Raw genomic sequence first — 15,459 nt, 5'->3', positions numbered from 1 at the left:
TGAATAGGCCCAGTATAACGTTACGCCACTTCCAGTCGTTTGATCTGGATGTGGTCATGGGCGTCTGTTTGCAGCTGATGCCCGCCGCACAGCGGACAGACCAGCAGCGGCGCGTCGGGCAGCATGACGTGGCGCAGGCAGCGCCCGCACCAGGCCTCGGCCGGCTGCTGCTCAAGATGCAGCACGCATCCCTCGGCCGCGGTGCCCCGGCACACCATATCGAAACAAAAATGCAGGGATTCCGCCTCCACGCAGGAGAAGGCGCCGATGGACAGCCAAACGCCGGTTACGCGCCGCGCGCCGTTTAACCGCGCCTGCTGCTCCAGGATTTCCAGCGTGTTCTGCGCCAGTGTTAATTCATGCATTAATGGCTCCGCTTAAGGTCGGGTGAGCGCCCGGTCAAGACTTCGCGCGCGACGCTGGCCGCGGCCAGGCCGGAGCGGCGGTCCCGCGGGCGTTTCCGGACGCGGGGACCGTAGCAGTGCTTATCATGCGCATGCAAGGGGGATGCCAGGTCTGGCGCGCCGGCACGAATAATTTAAACTTAAAAATCAAAGGACTGACGCCAGCCCCGGCGGCGCTGTTCCCTTCACGGCCCCCGGCGCCGGCACGTCGTCACTTATGACGACACTCCCGCGGCCGCCGGGGTCGACACTTATGACGATATTACCCTCGCCCGCGCCTTTTTTCCTTGATCACCCTCCCACCGATGCCCGCGCCACGGGCCTTGCCGGCTATAACCCTACTGCTGGCATGGAATATGCTTTAGTCGCGGGCATCGATTAAGCATGCAGCCTGACTGTCATCCGTTTCTCCTGGAGGAGAGGGTTATGAACCGCTTTGTTATCGCGGAACCACAGCTTTGCATTGGCTGTAACACCTGTATGGCCGCTTGTACCCAGGTGCATAAGGCCGTGGGGTTGCAGTCGCACCCCCGGCTTTACGTAACCCGTACCGGCGAGCATACCGCGCCGTTGCTGTGCCGCCATTGTGAAGACGCGCCCTGCGCCCGCGTCTGCCCCGTCAACGCCATAACCCATGGTCCTGACGCCATCGAGCTCAATGAAAGCCTGTGCATCGGCTGCAAACTGTGCGGACTGGCCTGTCCCTTCGGCGCCATCACGCCCTCCGGCAGTACGCCGGTGAATATCCCCACGTTGTTCGAGAATTTTATTCCCTCGCGGCAACTGGCCGATGTGCCGGAAAGCCCGCAGAACATGAATCCGTTCCTGGCCTGGAACGCCGGGGTCCGGAGCGTGGCGGTGAAATGCGACCTGTGTGACTTCCATCCCAACGGCCCGCAGTGTGTCAAGGTCTGCCCGACCGACGCGCTGGTGCTGGTGGATGACGGCGCGGTGGAACAGGCCAGCCGGCGCAGGCGCAACTATGCGGCGCGCTGGCTGTCGTCGGATCTGGATTTTCTTTCCCCCCCTACACCGGAGCAGGAATAAACATGGGCCCCTTTCAATTACTCAGCGGTTCGCTCGGGTTGTACGTTATCGGCGGCATCCTGTCGCTGTTGCTGGCGCGCCGGGAAGCGCTGGCGATATGGGTCGCCGGTCTGACGGCGATGGCCGGCGGGGTGCTGGGCGGACTTGCCGCCGTCCCGGTATTGCTGAGCGGCGAGACGCTGACCTGGGCCGCCGCCGGCCCCTTTCCCTTTGCCGCCTTCAGCGTGCGCCTGGACGGGCTGGCGGCCTTTATGCTGCTGGTGATTTCGCTGCTGGTGACGGTGTGCGCCCTCTACTCCATCGCTTATGTACGCGAATATATCGGCCGCGGCGCGGCGGCGATGGGCTTCTTTATGAACCTGTTTATCGCCTCGATGGCCACGCTTGTGGTGATGGACAACGCCTTCTGGTTCATCATCTTCTTCGAAATGATGTCGCTGGCGTCCTGGTTCCTGGTGATTGCCGATCAGGACGAAGAATCCGTTAACGCCGGGCTGCTGTACTTCTTTATCGCCCACGCCGGGTCGGTACTGATCATGGTGTCGTTCTTCCTGATGTGGCGCCAGAGCGGCAGCCTGGAGTTTGCGTCGTTCCGCGGGCTGTCGCTGTCGCCCGCCGGCGCCTCGGCGGTGTTCCTGCTGGCGTTTTTCGGTTTCGGCGCCAAGGCCGGCATGCTGCCGCTGCACAGCTGGCTGCCGCGCGCGCATCCCGCCGCGCCGTCGCACGCCTCGGCGCTGATGTCCGGCGTCATGGTGAAAATCGGCATTTTCGGCATTATCAAGGTCGGCATCGACCTGCTGGGCGCCAGCCAGCTGTGGTGGGGCATCCTGGTATTGGCCTTCGGCGCGGTGTCCTCGGTGCTCGGGGTGCTGTACGCGCTGGCGGAGCATGATATCAAGCGCCTGCTGGCGTGGCATACGGTGGAAAACATCGGCATCATCCTGATGGGGGTGGGCGTCGGCATGGTGGGCATTGCCGCCCATCATCCGGTGCTGGCCGCGCTCGGGCTGCTCGGCGCGCTGTATCATTTGCTTAACCACGCGGTCTTCAAAGGACTGCTGTTCCTCGGCGCCGGCGCCATTATCTGGCGCGTGCACAGCCGCGATATGGAAAAAATGGGGGGCCTTGGCCGCCTGATGCCCCTTACCGCGATGGCGTTTCTTATCGGCTGTATGGCCATCTCCGCGCTGCCGCCGCTCAACGGTTTTGTCAGCGAGTGGTACACCTATCAAGCCCTGTTCACCATGAGCCATGACGGCGGTTTTATCATGCGCCTGAGCGGTCCCGTGGCGATGGTGATGCTGGCCATTACCGGCGCGCTGGCGGCGATGTGCTTTGTCAAGGTCTACGGCATCAGCTTTTGCGGCGCGGCCAGGAGCGATAAAGCCGCCCAGGCCCGCGAGGTGCCCTGGCAGATGACCACGGCCATGCTGCTGCTGGCGCTGTCGTGCGTACTGCTTGGCGCCGGCGCGTCCCTGGTGGCCCCGGTGCTGGCGAACGTCGCCGCCGGGCTGAGCCATACCCATGATTTTACCGTGGTCCAGGGGACGCTGCTGGTGCCGCAGCAGGCCGGCCAGGCCATGATGTCGCCGCTGATGATGTTTATCCTGCTGCTGGCCCTGCCGCTGATCCCGCTGGCGATTTACCTGCTGCGCAAAGGCGCCCAGCCGGGCTATCGCCGCGGCGGCGATCCCTGGGCCTGCGGTTATGCCTGGGAACCGCTGATGGCCATGTCGGCCGGCAGCTTTACCCAGCCGCTGCGCGTGATGTTCGCCACCCTTTACGGGCTCAGGCGCCGGCTCGACCCGTCGCCCCGGCTTAAACAGGCGCTGGAGTACGCCACGCTCGGCGCGGGCCGCGTCGAACCCTTCTGGGATGAGGATATCATCAACCCCTTGGTACGTATCACCCAGCGCCTGGGCGCGCGGGTCCAGGTCTTGCAGGGCGGGGATTTCCGCATTTACTGCCTGTACGTGGTCGCCGCGCTGGTCATCCTGCTGCTTGTCACCGCCCTCTGAGGAGAGAGACCATGTTGATACAACCGTTGCCGTCGCTGACCATGGGGCTGTTCGCCCTGGTCCAGGCGCTGCTGCTGCTGGCGTTGACGCCGCTGCTGACCGGCCTGTCACGGCAAATCCGCGCCCGTATGCATTCCCGGCGCGGACCCGGGCTGTGGCAGGATTACCGCGATATCGCCAAGCTGCTCAAACGCCAGGACGTGGCGCCGGAACAGGCGGGGCCGGTATTTCGCGTCATGCCCTATGTGCTGCTGGGCAGTATGCTGCTGGTGTCCATGACCCTGCCGGTGCTGACCCGCTTTTCACCGTTCGGCGCGGCGGGGGATCTGATCGCCCTGCTGTATCTGTTCGCGCTGTTCCGGTTCTTCTTTTCGCTGTCGGGGCTGGATACCGGCAGCACCTTCGCCGGCATCGGCGCCAGCCGCGAGCTGACGCTGGGCGTGCTGGTGGAGCCTACCCTGATCCTGGCGCTGCTGGTGGTGGCGCTGATTACCGGCTCCACCAATATCGGCGCCATCAGCGCCACGCTTTCCGCCGGCTGGATTTCCCCCACCGCCACTTTCCTGGCCCTGCTGGCCTGCGGCTTCGCCACCTTTATCGAGATGGGCAAGATTCCGTTCGACGTGGCGGAGGCGGAACAGGAACTGCAGGAAGGGCCGCTGACCGAGTATAGCGGTTCCGGCCTGGCGCTGGTGAAGTGGGGCATCGGCCTGAAACAGGTGGTGATGGCCGAACTGTTCCTGGCGGTATTTATTCCCTTCGGCAAGGTCACGGAACTGACCGCGCCGTCGCTGCTCTGGGCGCTGGTCGCCACGGTTATCAAGCTTGTCGTGGTGTTTACCCTCGCTTCCCTATTGGAAAACAGCCTGGCGCGCGGGCGCTTTTTATTGATTCCGCGCGTGACCTGGCTGGGGTTCGGCGTCGCCGCGCTGTCCTTTGTTTTTTACCTCACCGGACTTTAAGGAGCCAGGAAATTTATTATGGAGAATATAGCCCTTGCGACTGTTCTGGTCCCATTTGCCGGCGCGCTGCTGACCGCCTGCCTGCCCCAACGCCTGGCGAAATGGCTCTGCACCCTGTTTGCGCTGCTGGCGACGCTCGGCACGCTTTGGCTGGCGCAGGCGTTTTTCAGCGGCGGCAAGCTCGACGCCACCTATACCCTGCTGTCGTATGGCGACACGGCGCTGATAGGCGTCACCGTCGATCGCATCAGCACCCTGATCCTGTTCGCGGTGGTGTTTCTCGGCCTGCTGGTGAGTCTGTATTCCACCGGTTACCTTACCAACGGCAACCGTGAGCATCCCCATGAGGGCACCAATCGTTATTATGCCTTCCTGCTGGTGTTTATCGGCGCCATGGCGGGGCTGGTGCTGTCGTCCACCCTGCTCGGCCAGTTGCTGTTTTTTGAAATCACCGGCGGCTGCTCCTGGGGATTGATCGGCTACTACCAGACGCCGAAAGCCCAGCGTTCCGCCATGAAAGCCCTGCTGATAACCCACTTCGCCTCCATCGGCCTGTACCTGGCGGCGGCGACGCTGTTTATCACCACCGGCACCTTCGCCCTCAGCGCCCTGGGCCAGCTGCACGGCACCCCCGCGCTGGTGGTGTTCGGCGGCATCCTGTTCGCCGCCTGGGGCAAGTCCGCCCAGTTGCCGCTGCAAGCCTGGCTGCCGGACGCCATGGAGGCGCCGACCCCGGTCAGCGCCTATCTGCACGCCGCGTCCATGGTCAAGGTCGGGGTGTATATCTTCGCCCGCGCCATCCTGTCCGCCGGCGACGTACCGCATATCATCGGCTGGGTCGGCATGGTAATGGCGGTGGCGACCATGATCTACGGCTTTATGATGTACCTGCCGCAAAAGGATATGAAACGGCTGCTGGCCTGGTCCACCATCACCCAGCTGGCGTATATCTTTTTCGCCCTGTCGCTGGCGATATTCGGGTCGAAGGAGGCCTTCAACGGCGGCATCGCCTACATCTTTAACCACGCCTTCGCCAAGAGCCTGTTCTTCCTGGTGGCCGGCGCCTTCAGCTACAGCTGCGGCACCCGCATGCTGCCCAGGCTTAAGGGCGTCATCGGCAAGATGCCGCTGCTGGGCATCGGTTTTTGCGTGGCGGCGCTGGCCATTACCGGCGTGCCGCCGTTCAACGGCTTTTTCAGCAAGTTCCCGATTTTCGCCGCCGGCTTCGCCCTGTCAAGCCAGTACTGGGTGCTGACGCCGCTGATGATCCTGGTGTTGATTGAGTCTGTCGCCAGCTTCGCCTGGCTGCTTTTTTGGTTCGGACGGGTGGTTCCCGGCAAGCCCAGCGAGGCGGTGGCGCAGGCCGCGCCGCTGCCGCTGGCCATGCGCGCGGTGCTGGTGGTTCTGATCGTGATGTCGCTGTGCTCCAGCTTTATTGCCGTCGCCTGGCTTGGATAAGGAACAAATTTATGACCGGATCTCTGATAGTCAATAACCTCGCGGGCCTGATGATGCTCACCTCGCTGTTGGTCATCGGCGCCAAACGCCCCATGGTCTCCTGCTGTTTGTATGCCCTGCAATCGCTGGTGCTGGTGCTGATTTTCTTCACCCTGGCGCAAACGCTCCAGGCCCACCAGCTGATGCTCTGGTCCCTGAGCGCGCTGATCACCAAGGTGGTGCTGGTGCCGCTGATCATGGCCAGGGCATTTAGCAAACTGTCCGATCCCGGGGCGGATGGCGGCATTATCAGCCCGACCCTGCTGATGCTGGCGGCGGCGATTATCGTGCTGCTGTGCTGGTTTGTCGTCGCGCCGGTAAACCTGCCGATGGTGGCCGCGCTGAAACCGGCGCTGGCGGTGTCGCTGGGCCATTTCCTGCTCGGGCTGCTGTGTATCGTCACCCAGCGCAATATCCTCAAGCAGGTATTCGGATACTGCCTGATGGAAAACGGCTCGCACCTGACGCTGGCGCTGCTGGCCAACCGGGCGCCGGAGCTGGTGGAAATCGGTATTGCCACCGACGCTATCTTCGCCGTGCTTATCATGGCGTTCATGGCACGCAAAATCTACCGTACGCTCAACACGCTGAATGTTAATCAACTGACGGCGCTGAAGGGGTAATGAGATGAGCAATACCGCTATGTTATTGATATTACTGGTTACACCACTGGCGATATCGCTGCTGGCCTTTGCCTGCCGGTTCGCCGGTGGCGCGGCGCGCGGCCTGGTCACCGCCCTGCACACCCTGGGCATCATCGCCTTGCTGGCGGAAGCGCTGTGGGTGGTAGGCCAGGTCATGGCGCAAGGAGCGCTGCTGGCCGCGCACCGCTGGCTGTATATCGACAGCCTGGGCGCGCTGTTCCTGGCCATCCTCGGCATTATCGGTTTCATCACCGGCCTGTACTCCATGGGTTACATGCGCCATGAAGTCGACACCGGTGAAATTTCCGTCACCACCTTGTGTCACTACTACGGCTTTTTTCATCTGTTTTTATTCACCATGCTGCTGGTGGTGAGCAGCAACAACCTGATCCTGATGTGGGCGGCGGTGGAAGCCACCACCCTCAGTTCGGCGTTCCTGGTGGGCCTTTACGGCCAGCGCTCCTCGCTGGAGGCGGCCTGGAAATACATCATTATCTGTACCGTCGGCGTCGCATTCGGCCTGTACGGCACCATTCTGGTCTACGCCAACGCCGCCAGTGTCCTGCCCGATCCGGGCCAGGCGATTTTCTGGACCGAAGTGCTCAAGCACACCAGCCTGCTGGATCCGACGCTGATGCATCTGGCGTTTGTGTTCGTGCTGATTGGTTTCGGCACCAAGACCGGCCTGTTTCCGATGCACGCCTGGCTGCCCGACGCCCACAGCGAAGCGCCCAGCCCCACCAGCGCCCTGCTGTCGGCGGTGCTGCTCAACTGCGCCCTGCTGGTTATCCTGCGCTATTACATCATTATCAGCGCCGCCATCGGCCCGGTGTTCCCCAGCCGCCTGTTGATCGTATTCGGCATGCTGTCTGTGGCGGTAGCCGCGTTTTTCATTCTGGTGCAGCGCGATATCAAACGGCTGCTGGCCTATTCCAGCGTGGAGAACATGGGACTTATCGTGGTGGCGATTGGCATCGGCGGCCCCCTGGGCGTGCTGGCGGCGCTGCTGCATACCCTCAACCACAGCCTGACGAAGACCTTATTATTCTGCGGGTCCGGCAATGTGCTGCTGAAATACGGCACCCGCGATATGGGCGCGGTAAAAGGCATGATGCGCGTCGCGCCCTTTACCGCCGTTATGATGGCGGCGGGCGCGCTGGCGCTGGGCGGCATGCCGCCGTTTAACATTTTCCTCAGCGAATTTATGACGGTGGCGGCGGGACTTGCCGGCGGCCATCTTATTCTTACCCTGGTGCTGTTGCTGCTGCTGACCGTGGTGCTCGGCGGGCTGGTGCGCATGATTGCCATGACCGTGTTCGGCGACCGGCCGGAGGCGACGAGCAAAGGCGAACTGGGCTGGCTGACCACGCTGCCGATGGCCGTGCTGCTGGTGCTGATGCTGGTGATGGGCACCTGTATTCCCCGGCCGGTGATCGGGCTGTTGGAAAACGCCGCCACCATCGTGCTTAACCACGATGTGGCATCGTTCAGCTGGCCCTGGGCCGCGCTGGATACCGGGACGGCAACGCCCATTCATTCCCCGTCAGGAGAAGTAAAGTGACAGACATCATTTCCGACAAACTCGGCCTGGGTTACCTGGCGCAGGTAAACGAAAAATTCCCCGCGGCGGTCCTGGCCCACGAATGGCAAACGGCCAATCAGTTAACCATCACGGTGAAGGTTAACGCCCTGCCGGAGGTGGTGGAGTTTCTCTACTATAACCAGGGCGGCTGGCTGTCGGTGCTGTTCGGCAACGATGAGCGTACCCTGTGCGGCGATTTTGCCGTCTATTATGTGCTGTCGATGGAACAGGGCGAGAAGTGCTGGATCATTGTCAAGGCGCTGGTGAGCGCCACGACCCTTGAATTCCCGTCGGTGACGCCGCGCGTCCCGGCGGCGGTGTGGGGCGAACGCGAAATCCGCGATATGTACGGCTTGATCCCGGTGGGCCTGCCGGACGAACGGCGCCTGGTGCTGCCCGACGATTGGCCGGAGGATCTCTATCCGCTGCGCAAGGACAGCATGGACTATCGCCAGCGCCCGACGCCGACCACTGAGACCGAAACCTATCCCTTCGAGAACGACGCCGCCGGCGAGACCCGGGTGGTGCCCATCGGCCCGCTGCATATCACCTCCGACGAACCGGGCCACTTCCGGCTGTTTGTCGACGGCGAGCAGATTGTCGACGCCGACTACCGGCTATTCTACGTCCATCGCGGCATGGAAAAGCTGGCGGAAACCCGCATGGGGTATAACGAGGTCACCTTCCTGTCGGACCGGGTGTGCGGCATCTGCGGTTTTACCCACAGCGTGGCCTATACCAACTCGGTGGAAAACGCGCTGGGCATCGTGGTGCCGCCGCGCGCCCACGCCATCCGCAGCATCCTGCTGGAAGTGGAACGCCTGCACAGCCATCTGCTGAATATCGGCCTGTCCAGCCACTTTGTCGGTTTTGACACCGGCTTTATGCAGTTCTTCCGCGTGCGCGAAAAAGCCATGACCATGGCGGAACTGCTGACCGGCGCCCGCAAGACCTACGGCATGAACCTGATCGGCGGCATCCGGCGCGATATCCTCAAGGAGCAGCGGCTGAAAACGCTGCTGCTGGTGGCCGAAATGCGCGCCGACTTCGTCCAGTTGGTGGATATGCTGCTCAGCACGCCGAACATGGCGCAGCGCACCCAGGGCATCGGCCGGCTGGACCCGAAAATCGCCCGCGATTTCAGCCCGGTGGGGCCGATGATCCGCGCCAGCGGCTTTAAGCGCGACCTGCGCTTCGATCACCCCTACGCCAACTACGCCAACCTGCCGAAAACGCTGTTTACCCTTGACGGCTGCGACGTCTATTCCCGTGTCATGGTACGGGTAAAAGAGGTGTTGGACTCGCTGGCGATGATTGAATACGGACTGGACAACCTGCCCGGCGGCCCGCTGCTCACCGAGGGCTTTACGTATCAGCCGCATAAATTCGCGCTCGGCTTTTCCGAGGCGCCGCGCGGCGAGGATGTGCACTGGAGCATGCTCGGCGATAACCAGAAGCTGTTCCGCTGGCGCTGCCGCGCCGCCACCTACGCCAACTGGCCGGTGCTGCGGTATATGCTGCGCGGCAACAATATCTCCGATGCGCCGCTGATCATCGGCAGCCTCGATCCCTGCTATTCCTGCACCGATCGCGTGACGCTGGTGGATATCAACAAGCGCAGGGCGAAAACCGTGCCTTATCAGGAGCTGGAACGCTATGGCATTGAACGCACCCATTCGCCGCTTAAGTAGAGGGTTGAACGATGTTCAAACTGTTTAAAACCATCCTGAAAGCCGGCGAGCCGACGGTAAAATATCCGTTCAAGCCCCTTGAGGTGATGCCGGGATTTCGCGGCAAGCCGCAGTATGACCCCACGCAGTGTATTGCCTGCGCCGCCTGCACCAGCGTCTGCCCGGCCAACGCCCTGACCATGGAAACGGACCTGGCGTCGGGCGAGCGGCGCTGGCAGCTGTTTCTCGGCCGCTGCATTTTCTGCGGCCGCTGCGAGGAAGTCTGCCCGACCCGCGCCATCGTGCTGTCTGAGGAGTTTGAAATGGCGGTGACGCAAAAGGCGGATTTGTATGTGAACGCCACCTTTACCCTGCAGAAATGCCGGGTATGCCATCAACCCTTTACCGCCAAAAAATCCATCGATTATACCCTGGCGCTGCTGGCGCATTCCGGCCTGGACGCAGCCGCGCTGGACGCGCTGCGCCCGCAGTTCGAAACCTGCCCGGACTGTAAGCGTCACCAGAACCTGCAAAGCAACCGCGATCTGCGCCTGCCGCACGACGCGGGGAGAGAAAGCCAATGAGCCAGCAAGACATCCCGCTGCAACACCATGTCAGCATCCCCGTGGCGCCCGACCCGCATACCCTGGCGCTCAAAAAAACGCTGCTGCAGAATATCAAGCGCTCGGCCTATGTCTACCGGGTGGACTGCGGCGGCTGCAACGGGTGTGAAATCGAGATCTTCGCCGCCATTACCCCGTTGTTCGACGCCGAACGCTTCGGCATCAAGGTGGTGGCCTCGCCACGCCACGCGGATATCCTGCTGTTTACCGGCGCGGTAACCCGGGCGATGCGGGTGCCGGCGCTGCGCGCCTATGCCGCGGCGCCGGATCCGAAAATCTGCATTTCCTACGGCGCCTGCGGCTGCGGCGGCGGCATTTTCCACGATCTTTACTGCGTCTGGAGCGGCAGCGAAAGCATCGTGCCCATCGATGTCTGGATCCCCGGCTGCCCGCCCACGCCCGCCGCCACCATCTACGGTTTTGCCGTGGCGCTCGGCCTGCTGGAACAAAAGCTGAAAGGCGAATCGCACCAGGAGCAGCCGGACGAGAAAGCGGCGCTGCTGCTGCCGGACGTGCCGCTGCATACCCGGGTGCTGGTCGAGCGCGATGCGCGGCGCATGGCGGGCTATCGCGCGGGACGCGAAATCAGCGACACCCTGCTGTCGCTGCTGCCCGGCGCCACGCCCGCGGTCTTGGCGCAGCGGGTGGACGACTGGCTGCGCCAAGCCGACGATCCGCGTTTGCAGGATATCGTCGCGCAGCTGATGCTGACCCTGAACAGCGAGGCCCATCATGGCTGAGGTCTATTTCTGGTCGCTGCGCCAAAAGTTTCTGGACAGCGACGACGACATGCCCGCCCAGGCCAAACAGGTGATGTATTACTCCCTGGCCATCGGCCACCATGTGGGGGTCATTGACTGCCTGAACAAGGAATTCATCTGCCCGCTGGAACAATACGAGCAGTGGATCGCCCTGCTGCCGGAAGGCGAGGCGCGGCGCAAAATGCGCGGCCTGCTGACCTTTGGCGAAATCGTCATCGACAGCACCCATACCGACCTGCTGGCCAACGCCTTTGCGCCGCTGCGCGCAAACCAGCCCGCGCCCTTCGGGACATGGAGCGCCCGGTTGATCGGCCTGCTGGCTGAAATCGCCGCCGAGCCGGCCATTTACCTGATTGTGCGGAGAGTATTATGACCGTTGACGACCACGCTGGCGACGGCAAGACGGTGCCGGCCGGCCGCGGCCACGCCGGTGACGTGTCCGACAGCGTCGTGCTGACCGTCGGCAACAGCATGATGGGCGACGACGGCGCCGGGCCGTGGCTTGCGGAGCTGATGGCGCGCGCGCCGGTGGCCGGCTGGACCGTGGTCAACGGCGGATCCGCGCCGGAAAACGTGGTCCACCGGGTGCGCGCCCTGCGCCCCAAACGGGTAGTGGTGGTGGATGCCGCCGATATGTCGCTGAAGCCCGGAGAGCTGCGGCTGGTGGACCCCGCCATCATCGCCGACATGTTTATCATGAGTACCCATAATCTTCCGCTGAGCTTTGTGATCGATCAATTAAAGGAAGATGTGGAAGAGGTATGGTTTATCGGTATCCAGCCCGATGTGGTGGCATTTTATTTCCCCATGACCGCGCCGGTCAGGGAGGCGGTCGAAACCCTGTATGCGCAATTGGCGCACTGGCGGGGCGACGGCGGTTTCACCTGGCTGACGCCCGCCGGGCAGGATGACTGAGGACGGCGCATGCCGCCCCGTCACGTGTTATCGACACCTGGTCCGGTCGACACTTTTGTCGACCGGTTCGCCAGCGGATCTGACGAGATGGGCGCCTGCGGGCCCATCATCAGCCGGCGGTCAAAAAATGCCGGATTTTATTCTTTGTTTTTCATAGCCTTAAAAAAACAGCACGGCGCGTGCAAACTGGCATAAACCATGCTTTATATAGGGATATAATCTCGCCCATGCCACCGGGCCGAGAACCACGACAGATGGAACCGCGAGGAGAAATGAATGAACCGGTTCGTTATTGCCGATCCACAAAAATGCATTGGCTGCTTCACTTGTGAAGTCGCCTGCGTCATGGCGCACAACGGCGACCACCCCGGCGCGCTCAATCACGACAATTTTTTGCCGCGCCTGAAAGTGATGAAAGAGTGGAATATCAGCACTCCGGTGCTGTGCCGCCAGTGCGAGGACGCCCCGTGCGCCAATGCCTGCCCGAACGGCGCCATTATCCACGCCGAGGATTCCATCCAGGTATTGCAGGAAAAATGCATCGGCTGCAAAACCTGCGCCGTCGCCTGTCCCTATGGCGCCATGGACATCGTCACGCGCCATGTGTATGACGATCGTAATCCACTAGCCGGCCATAGCATCAAGGCGGAAGCGCAGAAATGCGATCTGTGCGTAGGCCATGCCGGGGGCCAGGCCTGCGTGAATGTGTGTCCCACCGACGCGCTGGTGCTGATGACCCACGAAACCGTCGAAATGATGAAACTGAAAAAACGGCAGCGGGCCGCGTTGGAAGGCTTCAGCGCCGTCCTGTCATGACCGCTTCTTTTATTAACCGCTGGAAGATAGGTAAAAAATCCTCCACAAGGGGTATGGCATAATGCATAAAGCACTCACCGTATGTCCGTACTGCGGCTCCGGCTGCAAGATCAACCTGTTGGTTGAAAACGGTAATGTCGTCGGCGCGGAAGCGGCGGACGGCGTCACCAACCAGGGCCAGTTATGCCTTAAGGGGTATTATGGCTGGGATTTCCTCAATGACACCCGCTTGCTGACCCCCCGCTTGCGCAGCCCGATGATCCGCCGCGAAAAAGGCGGCAACCTGGAGGAAGTGTCCTGGGACGAGGCGATCGAATATACCAGTTCCCGCCTGCGCGACATCAAGCAGAAATATGGCGCCAAGGCCATTATGCAGACCGGCTCCTCACGCGGCACCGGCAATGAAACCAATTACGTGATGCAAAAATTCGCCCGCGCGGTCATCGGCAACAACAACGTCGACTGCTGCGCCCGTGTCTGCCACGGCCCCTCGGTTTCCGGCCTGCAGGTGACGCTGGGCAACGGCGCCATGAGCAACTCCATTTGCGAAATCGAAGACACCAAGTGCCTGCTGGTATTCGGCTATAACGCGGCTGACTCGCACCCTATCGTGGCGCGGCGCATCCTGAAGGCCAAGCAGAAAGGCGCCAAGGTGATCGTCTGCGATCCCCGGCGTATCGAAACCGCGCGTCTGGCCGACCTGTGGCTGCCGCTGAAAAACGGCTCCAATATGGCGCTGGTGAACGCATTCGCCCACGTATTGATCAACGAAGGGCTGTATGACGCCGATTACGTCGCGCGCCATACCGAAGGGTTCGACGAATACCGCGCTATCGTGGCCAAATATACGCCGGAATATGCCGAGGAAATTACCGGCCTGCCGGCGCAGCAAATCAGGGAAGCCATGCGCATGTACGCCGCCGCGCCCACCGCCACCATTTTATGGGGCATGGGCGTGACCCAATGGGGCCAGGCGGTGGATGTGGTGAAAGGGCTTTCCGGCCTGGCGCTGCTGACCGGCAATCTGGGCAAGCCGAACGTCGGCGTCGGCCCGGTGCGCGGGCAGAATAATGTGCAGGGCGCCTGCGATATGGGCGCGCTGCCGAATATGTTCCCCGGCTACCAGCCGGTGACCGATCCGGCGGCGCGGGAAAAATTCGCCCGCGCCTGGGGCGTGGAAACGCTTGATCCGGAGCCGGGTTTTACCCTGACCGACGTGCCGCATAAGATCCTAAGCGGCGAAATCAGGGCCAACTATGTGATGGGTGAGGATCCGTTGCAGACCGAGCCGGATCTGTCGGTGATGCGTCAGGCGTTCAAACAGCTGGACCTGCTGATCGTGCAGGATATCTTTATGACCAAGACGGCGTCGGAAGCCGACGTGATTCTGCCCGCCACGTCCTGGGGCGAGCATGAGGGGGTCTATACCGCGGCGGATCGGGGTTTCCAGCATTTTGAAAAAGCCATCGAGCCGAAGTTTAACGTTAAGCCGGACTGGGAAATCATCAGCCTGCTGGCCACCGCGTTGGGCTATCCGATGCATTACAACAACACCAAGGAAATCTGGGACGAGCTGCGCGGCCTGTGTCCGCTGTATGTGGGCGCCACCTATGAGAAGCTGGCCGGGTACGGGTATATTCCCTGGCCGTGCACCGAGGAAAGCAGTCCGGGCACGCCGTGGCTGTATGCGGGCAATAAGTTTGACCGTCCGGGCGGCAAGGGACTGTTGTTCGCCGCCGAGTGGCGCGCGCCGATGGATCTGGTGGACGGCGACTTCCCGCTGGTGCTCTGTACCGTGCGCGAAGTGGGGCATTATTCCTGCCGTTCGATGACCGGCAACTGCACCGCGCTGGCCACCCTGGCCGACGAACCGGGTTATGTGCAGATTAACCCGCAGGACGCCGAACGGCTGGGTATCCGCGATCAGCAGCTGGTGTGGGTGACCTCGCGCCGCGGCAAGGTGATTACCCGGGCATCGGTAAGCGAGCGCATCAACCTCGGGGCGGTGTACATGACCTATCAGTGGTGGATTGGCGCCTGTAACGAGCTGACGATCGATCATCTCGATCCTATCTCGAAAACGCCGGAATATAAGTACTGCGCGGTGAAACTGGAGGCCATCGCCGATCAGCGCTGGGCGGAAAGTTACGTACAGACGGAATATAGCCAGCTGAAGGCGCGGCTGCGCAATGCGGTGGATGACGCGATTATTCCCGCCTGATAGCAGTGTTAAACCGGTGCCGGCTTAGCCTGTATGCTAGGCTGGCACCGGTTTTTTTTATGTTGGGTCGGTGACGGTTTCGCGTTTATGTTGGGTCGGTGACGGGTTCGCGTTTATGTTGGGTCGGTGGCGGGTTCGCGTTTGTGTTGGATCGGTGGCGGGTTCGCGTTTGTGTTGGATCGGTGACGGGTTCGCGTTTATGTTGGGTCGGTGGCGGGTTCGCGTTTGTGTTGGATCGGTGGCGGGTTCGCGTTTGTGTTGGATCGATGACGGGTTCGCGTTTATGTGGGATCGGAGAC

General features: G+C 62.0%; 15 protein-coding genes. 14 read left to right on the top strand and 1 reads right to left on the bottom strand.

Annotated features, from left to right (window positions below; all coding sequences use genetic code 11):
• Window positions 1-20: 20 nt before the first annotated feature.
• Complete coding sequence (hypA, locus tag ACL2XN_RS23705; RefSeq protein WP_410013873.1) at window positions 21-365, bottom strand: hydrogenase maturation nickel metallochaperone HypA; 345 nt, start codon at window positions 363-365, stop codon at window positions 21-23.
• A 292-nt stretch (window positions 366-657) separates the two neighbouring features.
• On the opposite strand from hypA, the gene ACL2XN_RS23700 reads away from it, so the two are divergent.
• From ACL2XN_RS23700 to fdhF, 14 genes are all read left to right on the top strand, one after another.
• The gene (locus tag ACL2XN_RS23700; protein ID WP_410013872.1) at window positions 658-786 is read left to right on the top strand and encodes a hypothetical protein; all 129 of its coding nucleotides are present in this window, start codon (window positions 658-660) and stop codon (window positions 784-786) included.
• A 44-nt stretch (window positions 787-830) separates the two neighbouring features.
• On the top strand, window positions 831-1,451 hold the full coding sequence (locus ACL2XN_RS23695) for a 4Fe-4S dicluster domain-containing protein (RefSeq protein WP_413729593.1): 621 nt from the start codon (window positions 831-833) through the stop codon (window positions 1,449-1,451).
• A 2-nt stretch (window positions 1,452-1,453) separates the two neighbouring features.
• Window positions 1,454-3,469, top strand: coding sequence for a hydrogenase 4 subunit B (hyfB, locus tag ACL2XN_RS23690; protein ID WP_413729591.1), 2,016 nt, complete (start codon window positions 1,454-1,456; stop codon window positions 3,467-3,469).
• A gap of 11 nt (window positions 3,470-3,480) precedes the next feature.
• The gene (locus ACL2XN_RS23685) at window positions 3,481-4,431 is read left to right on the top strand and encodes a respiratory chain complex I subunit 1 family protein (protein WP_410013869.1); all 951 of its coding nucleotides are present in this window, start codon (window positions 3,481-3,483) and stop codon (window positions 4,429-4,431) included.
• 18 nt (window positions 4,432-4,449) lie between these two features.
• The gene (locus ACL2XN_RS23680) at window positions 4,450-5,889 is read left to right on the top strand and encodes a hydrogenase 4 subunit D (RefSeq protein ID WP_413721259.1); all 1,440 of its coding nucleotides are present in this window, start codon (window positions 4,450-4,452) and stop codon (window positions 5,887-5,889) included.
• Between the two features lie 11 nt (window positions 5,890-5,900).
• Window positions 5,901-6,551, top strand: coding sequence for a hydrogenase 4 membrane subunit (gene hyfE / locus ACL2XN_RS23675; RefSeq protein ID WP_413721260.1), 651 nt, complete (start codon window positions 5,901-5,903; stop codon window positions 6,549-6,551).
• Window positions 6,552-6,555: 4 nt separating this feature from the next.
• Window positions 6,556-8,133, top strand: coding sequence for a hydrogenase 4 subunit F (locus ACL2XN_RS23670; protein ID WP_410013866.1), 1,578 nt, complete (start codon window positions 6,556-6,558; stop codon window positions 8,131-8,133).
• Window positions 8,130-9,845 carry an NADH-quinone oxidoreductase subunit C gene (locus tag ACL2XN_RS23665; protein ID WP_410013865.1) on the top strand — a complete coding sequence of 572 codons (1,716 nt, stop codon included), beginning with the start codon at window positions 8,130-8,132 and terminating at the stop codon, window positions 9,843-9,845. The genes ACL2XN_RS23670 and ACL2XN_RS23665 overlap by 4 nt, the downstream gene beginning before the upstream one ends.
• An 11-nt stretch (window positions 9,846-9,856) precedes the next feature.
• Window positions 9,857-10,408, top strand: a complete 552-nt coding sequence (gene hyfH / locus ACL2XN_RS23660; protein ID WP_413721261.1) for a hydrogenase 4 subunit H — start codon at window positions 9,857-9,859, stop codon at window positions 10,406-10,408.
• A complete protein-coding gene (locus ACL2XN_RS23655; RefSeq protein WP_410013863.1) occupies window positions 10,405-11,187 on the top strand; it encodes an NADH-quinone oxidoreductase subunit B family protein in 783 nt (260 codons plus the stop codon). The genes hyfH and ACL2XN_RS23655 overlap by 4 nt, the downstream gene beginning before the upstream one ends.
• Window positions 11,180-11,581 (top strand): formate hydrogenlyase maturation HycH family protein, encoded by a 402-nt coding sequence (locus tag ACL2XN_RS23650; RefSeq protein ID WP_413729589.1) that lies wholly within the window; start codon window positions 11,180-11,182, stop codon window positions 11,579-11,581. The genes ACL2XN_RS23655 and ACL2XN_RS23650 overlap by 8 nt, the downstream gene beginning before the upstream one ends.
• A 98-nt stretch (window positions 11,582-11,679) precedes the next feature.
• Complete coding sequence (gene hycI, locus ACL2XN_RS23645; protein ID WP_410016742.1) at window positions 11,680-12,123, top strand: hydrogenase maturation peptidase HycI; 444 nt, start codon at window positions 11,680-11,682, stop codon at window positions 12,121-12,123.
• Window positions 12,124-12,399: 276 nt separating this feature from the next.
• On the top strand, window positions 12,400-12,939 hold the full coding sequence (locus ACL2XN_RS23640) for a 4Fe-4S dicluster domain-containing protein (RefSeq protein ID WP_410013861.1): 540 nt from the start codon (window positions 12,400-12,402) through the stop codon (window positions 12,937-12,939).
• Between the two features lie 61 nt (window positions 12,940-13,000).
• Complete coding sequence (fdhF, locus tag ACL2XN_RS23635) at window positions 13,001-15,160, top strand: formate dehydrogenase subunit alpha (RefSeq protein ID WP_410013860.1); 2,160 nt, start codon at window positions 13,001-13,003, stop codon at window positions 15,158-15,160.
• The last annotated feature ends 299 nt before the right edge of the window (window positions 15,161-15,459 follow it).

Source organism: Sodalis sp. RH22, from assembly GCF_047324165.1.
Lineage (GTDB): Bacteria > Pseudomonadota > Gammaproteobacteria > Enterobacterales > Enterobacteriaceae > Acerihabitans.
Note: the sequence above shows the minus strand (reverse complement) of the source record. Positions and strands in the feature narration are given on the sequence as shown.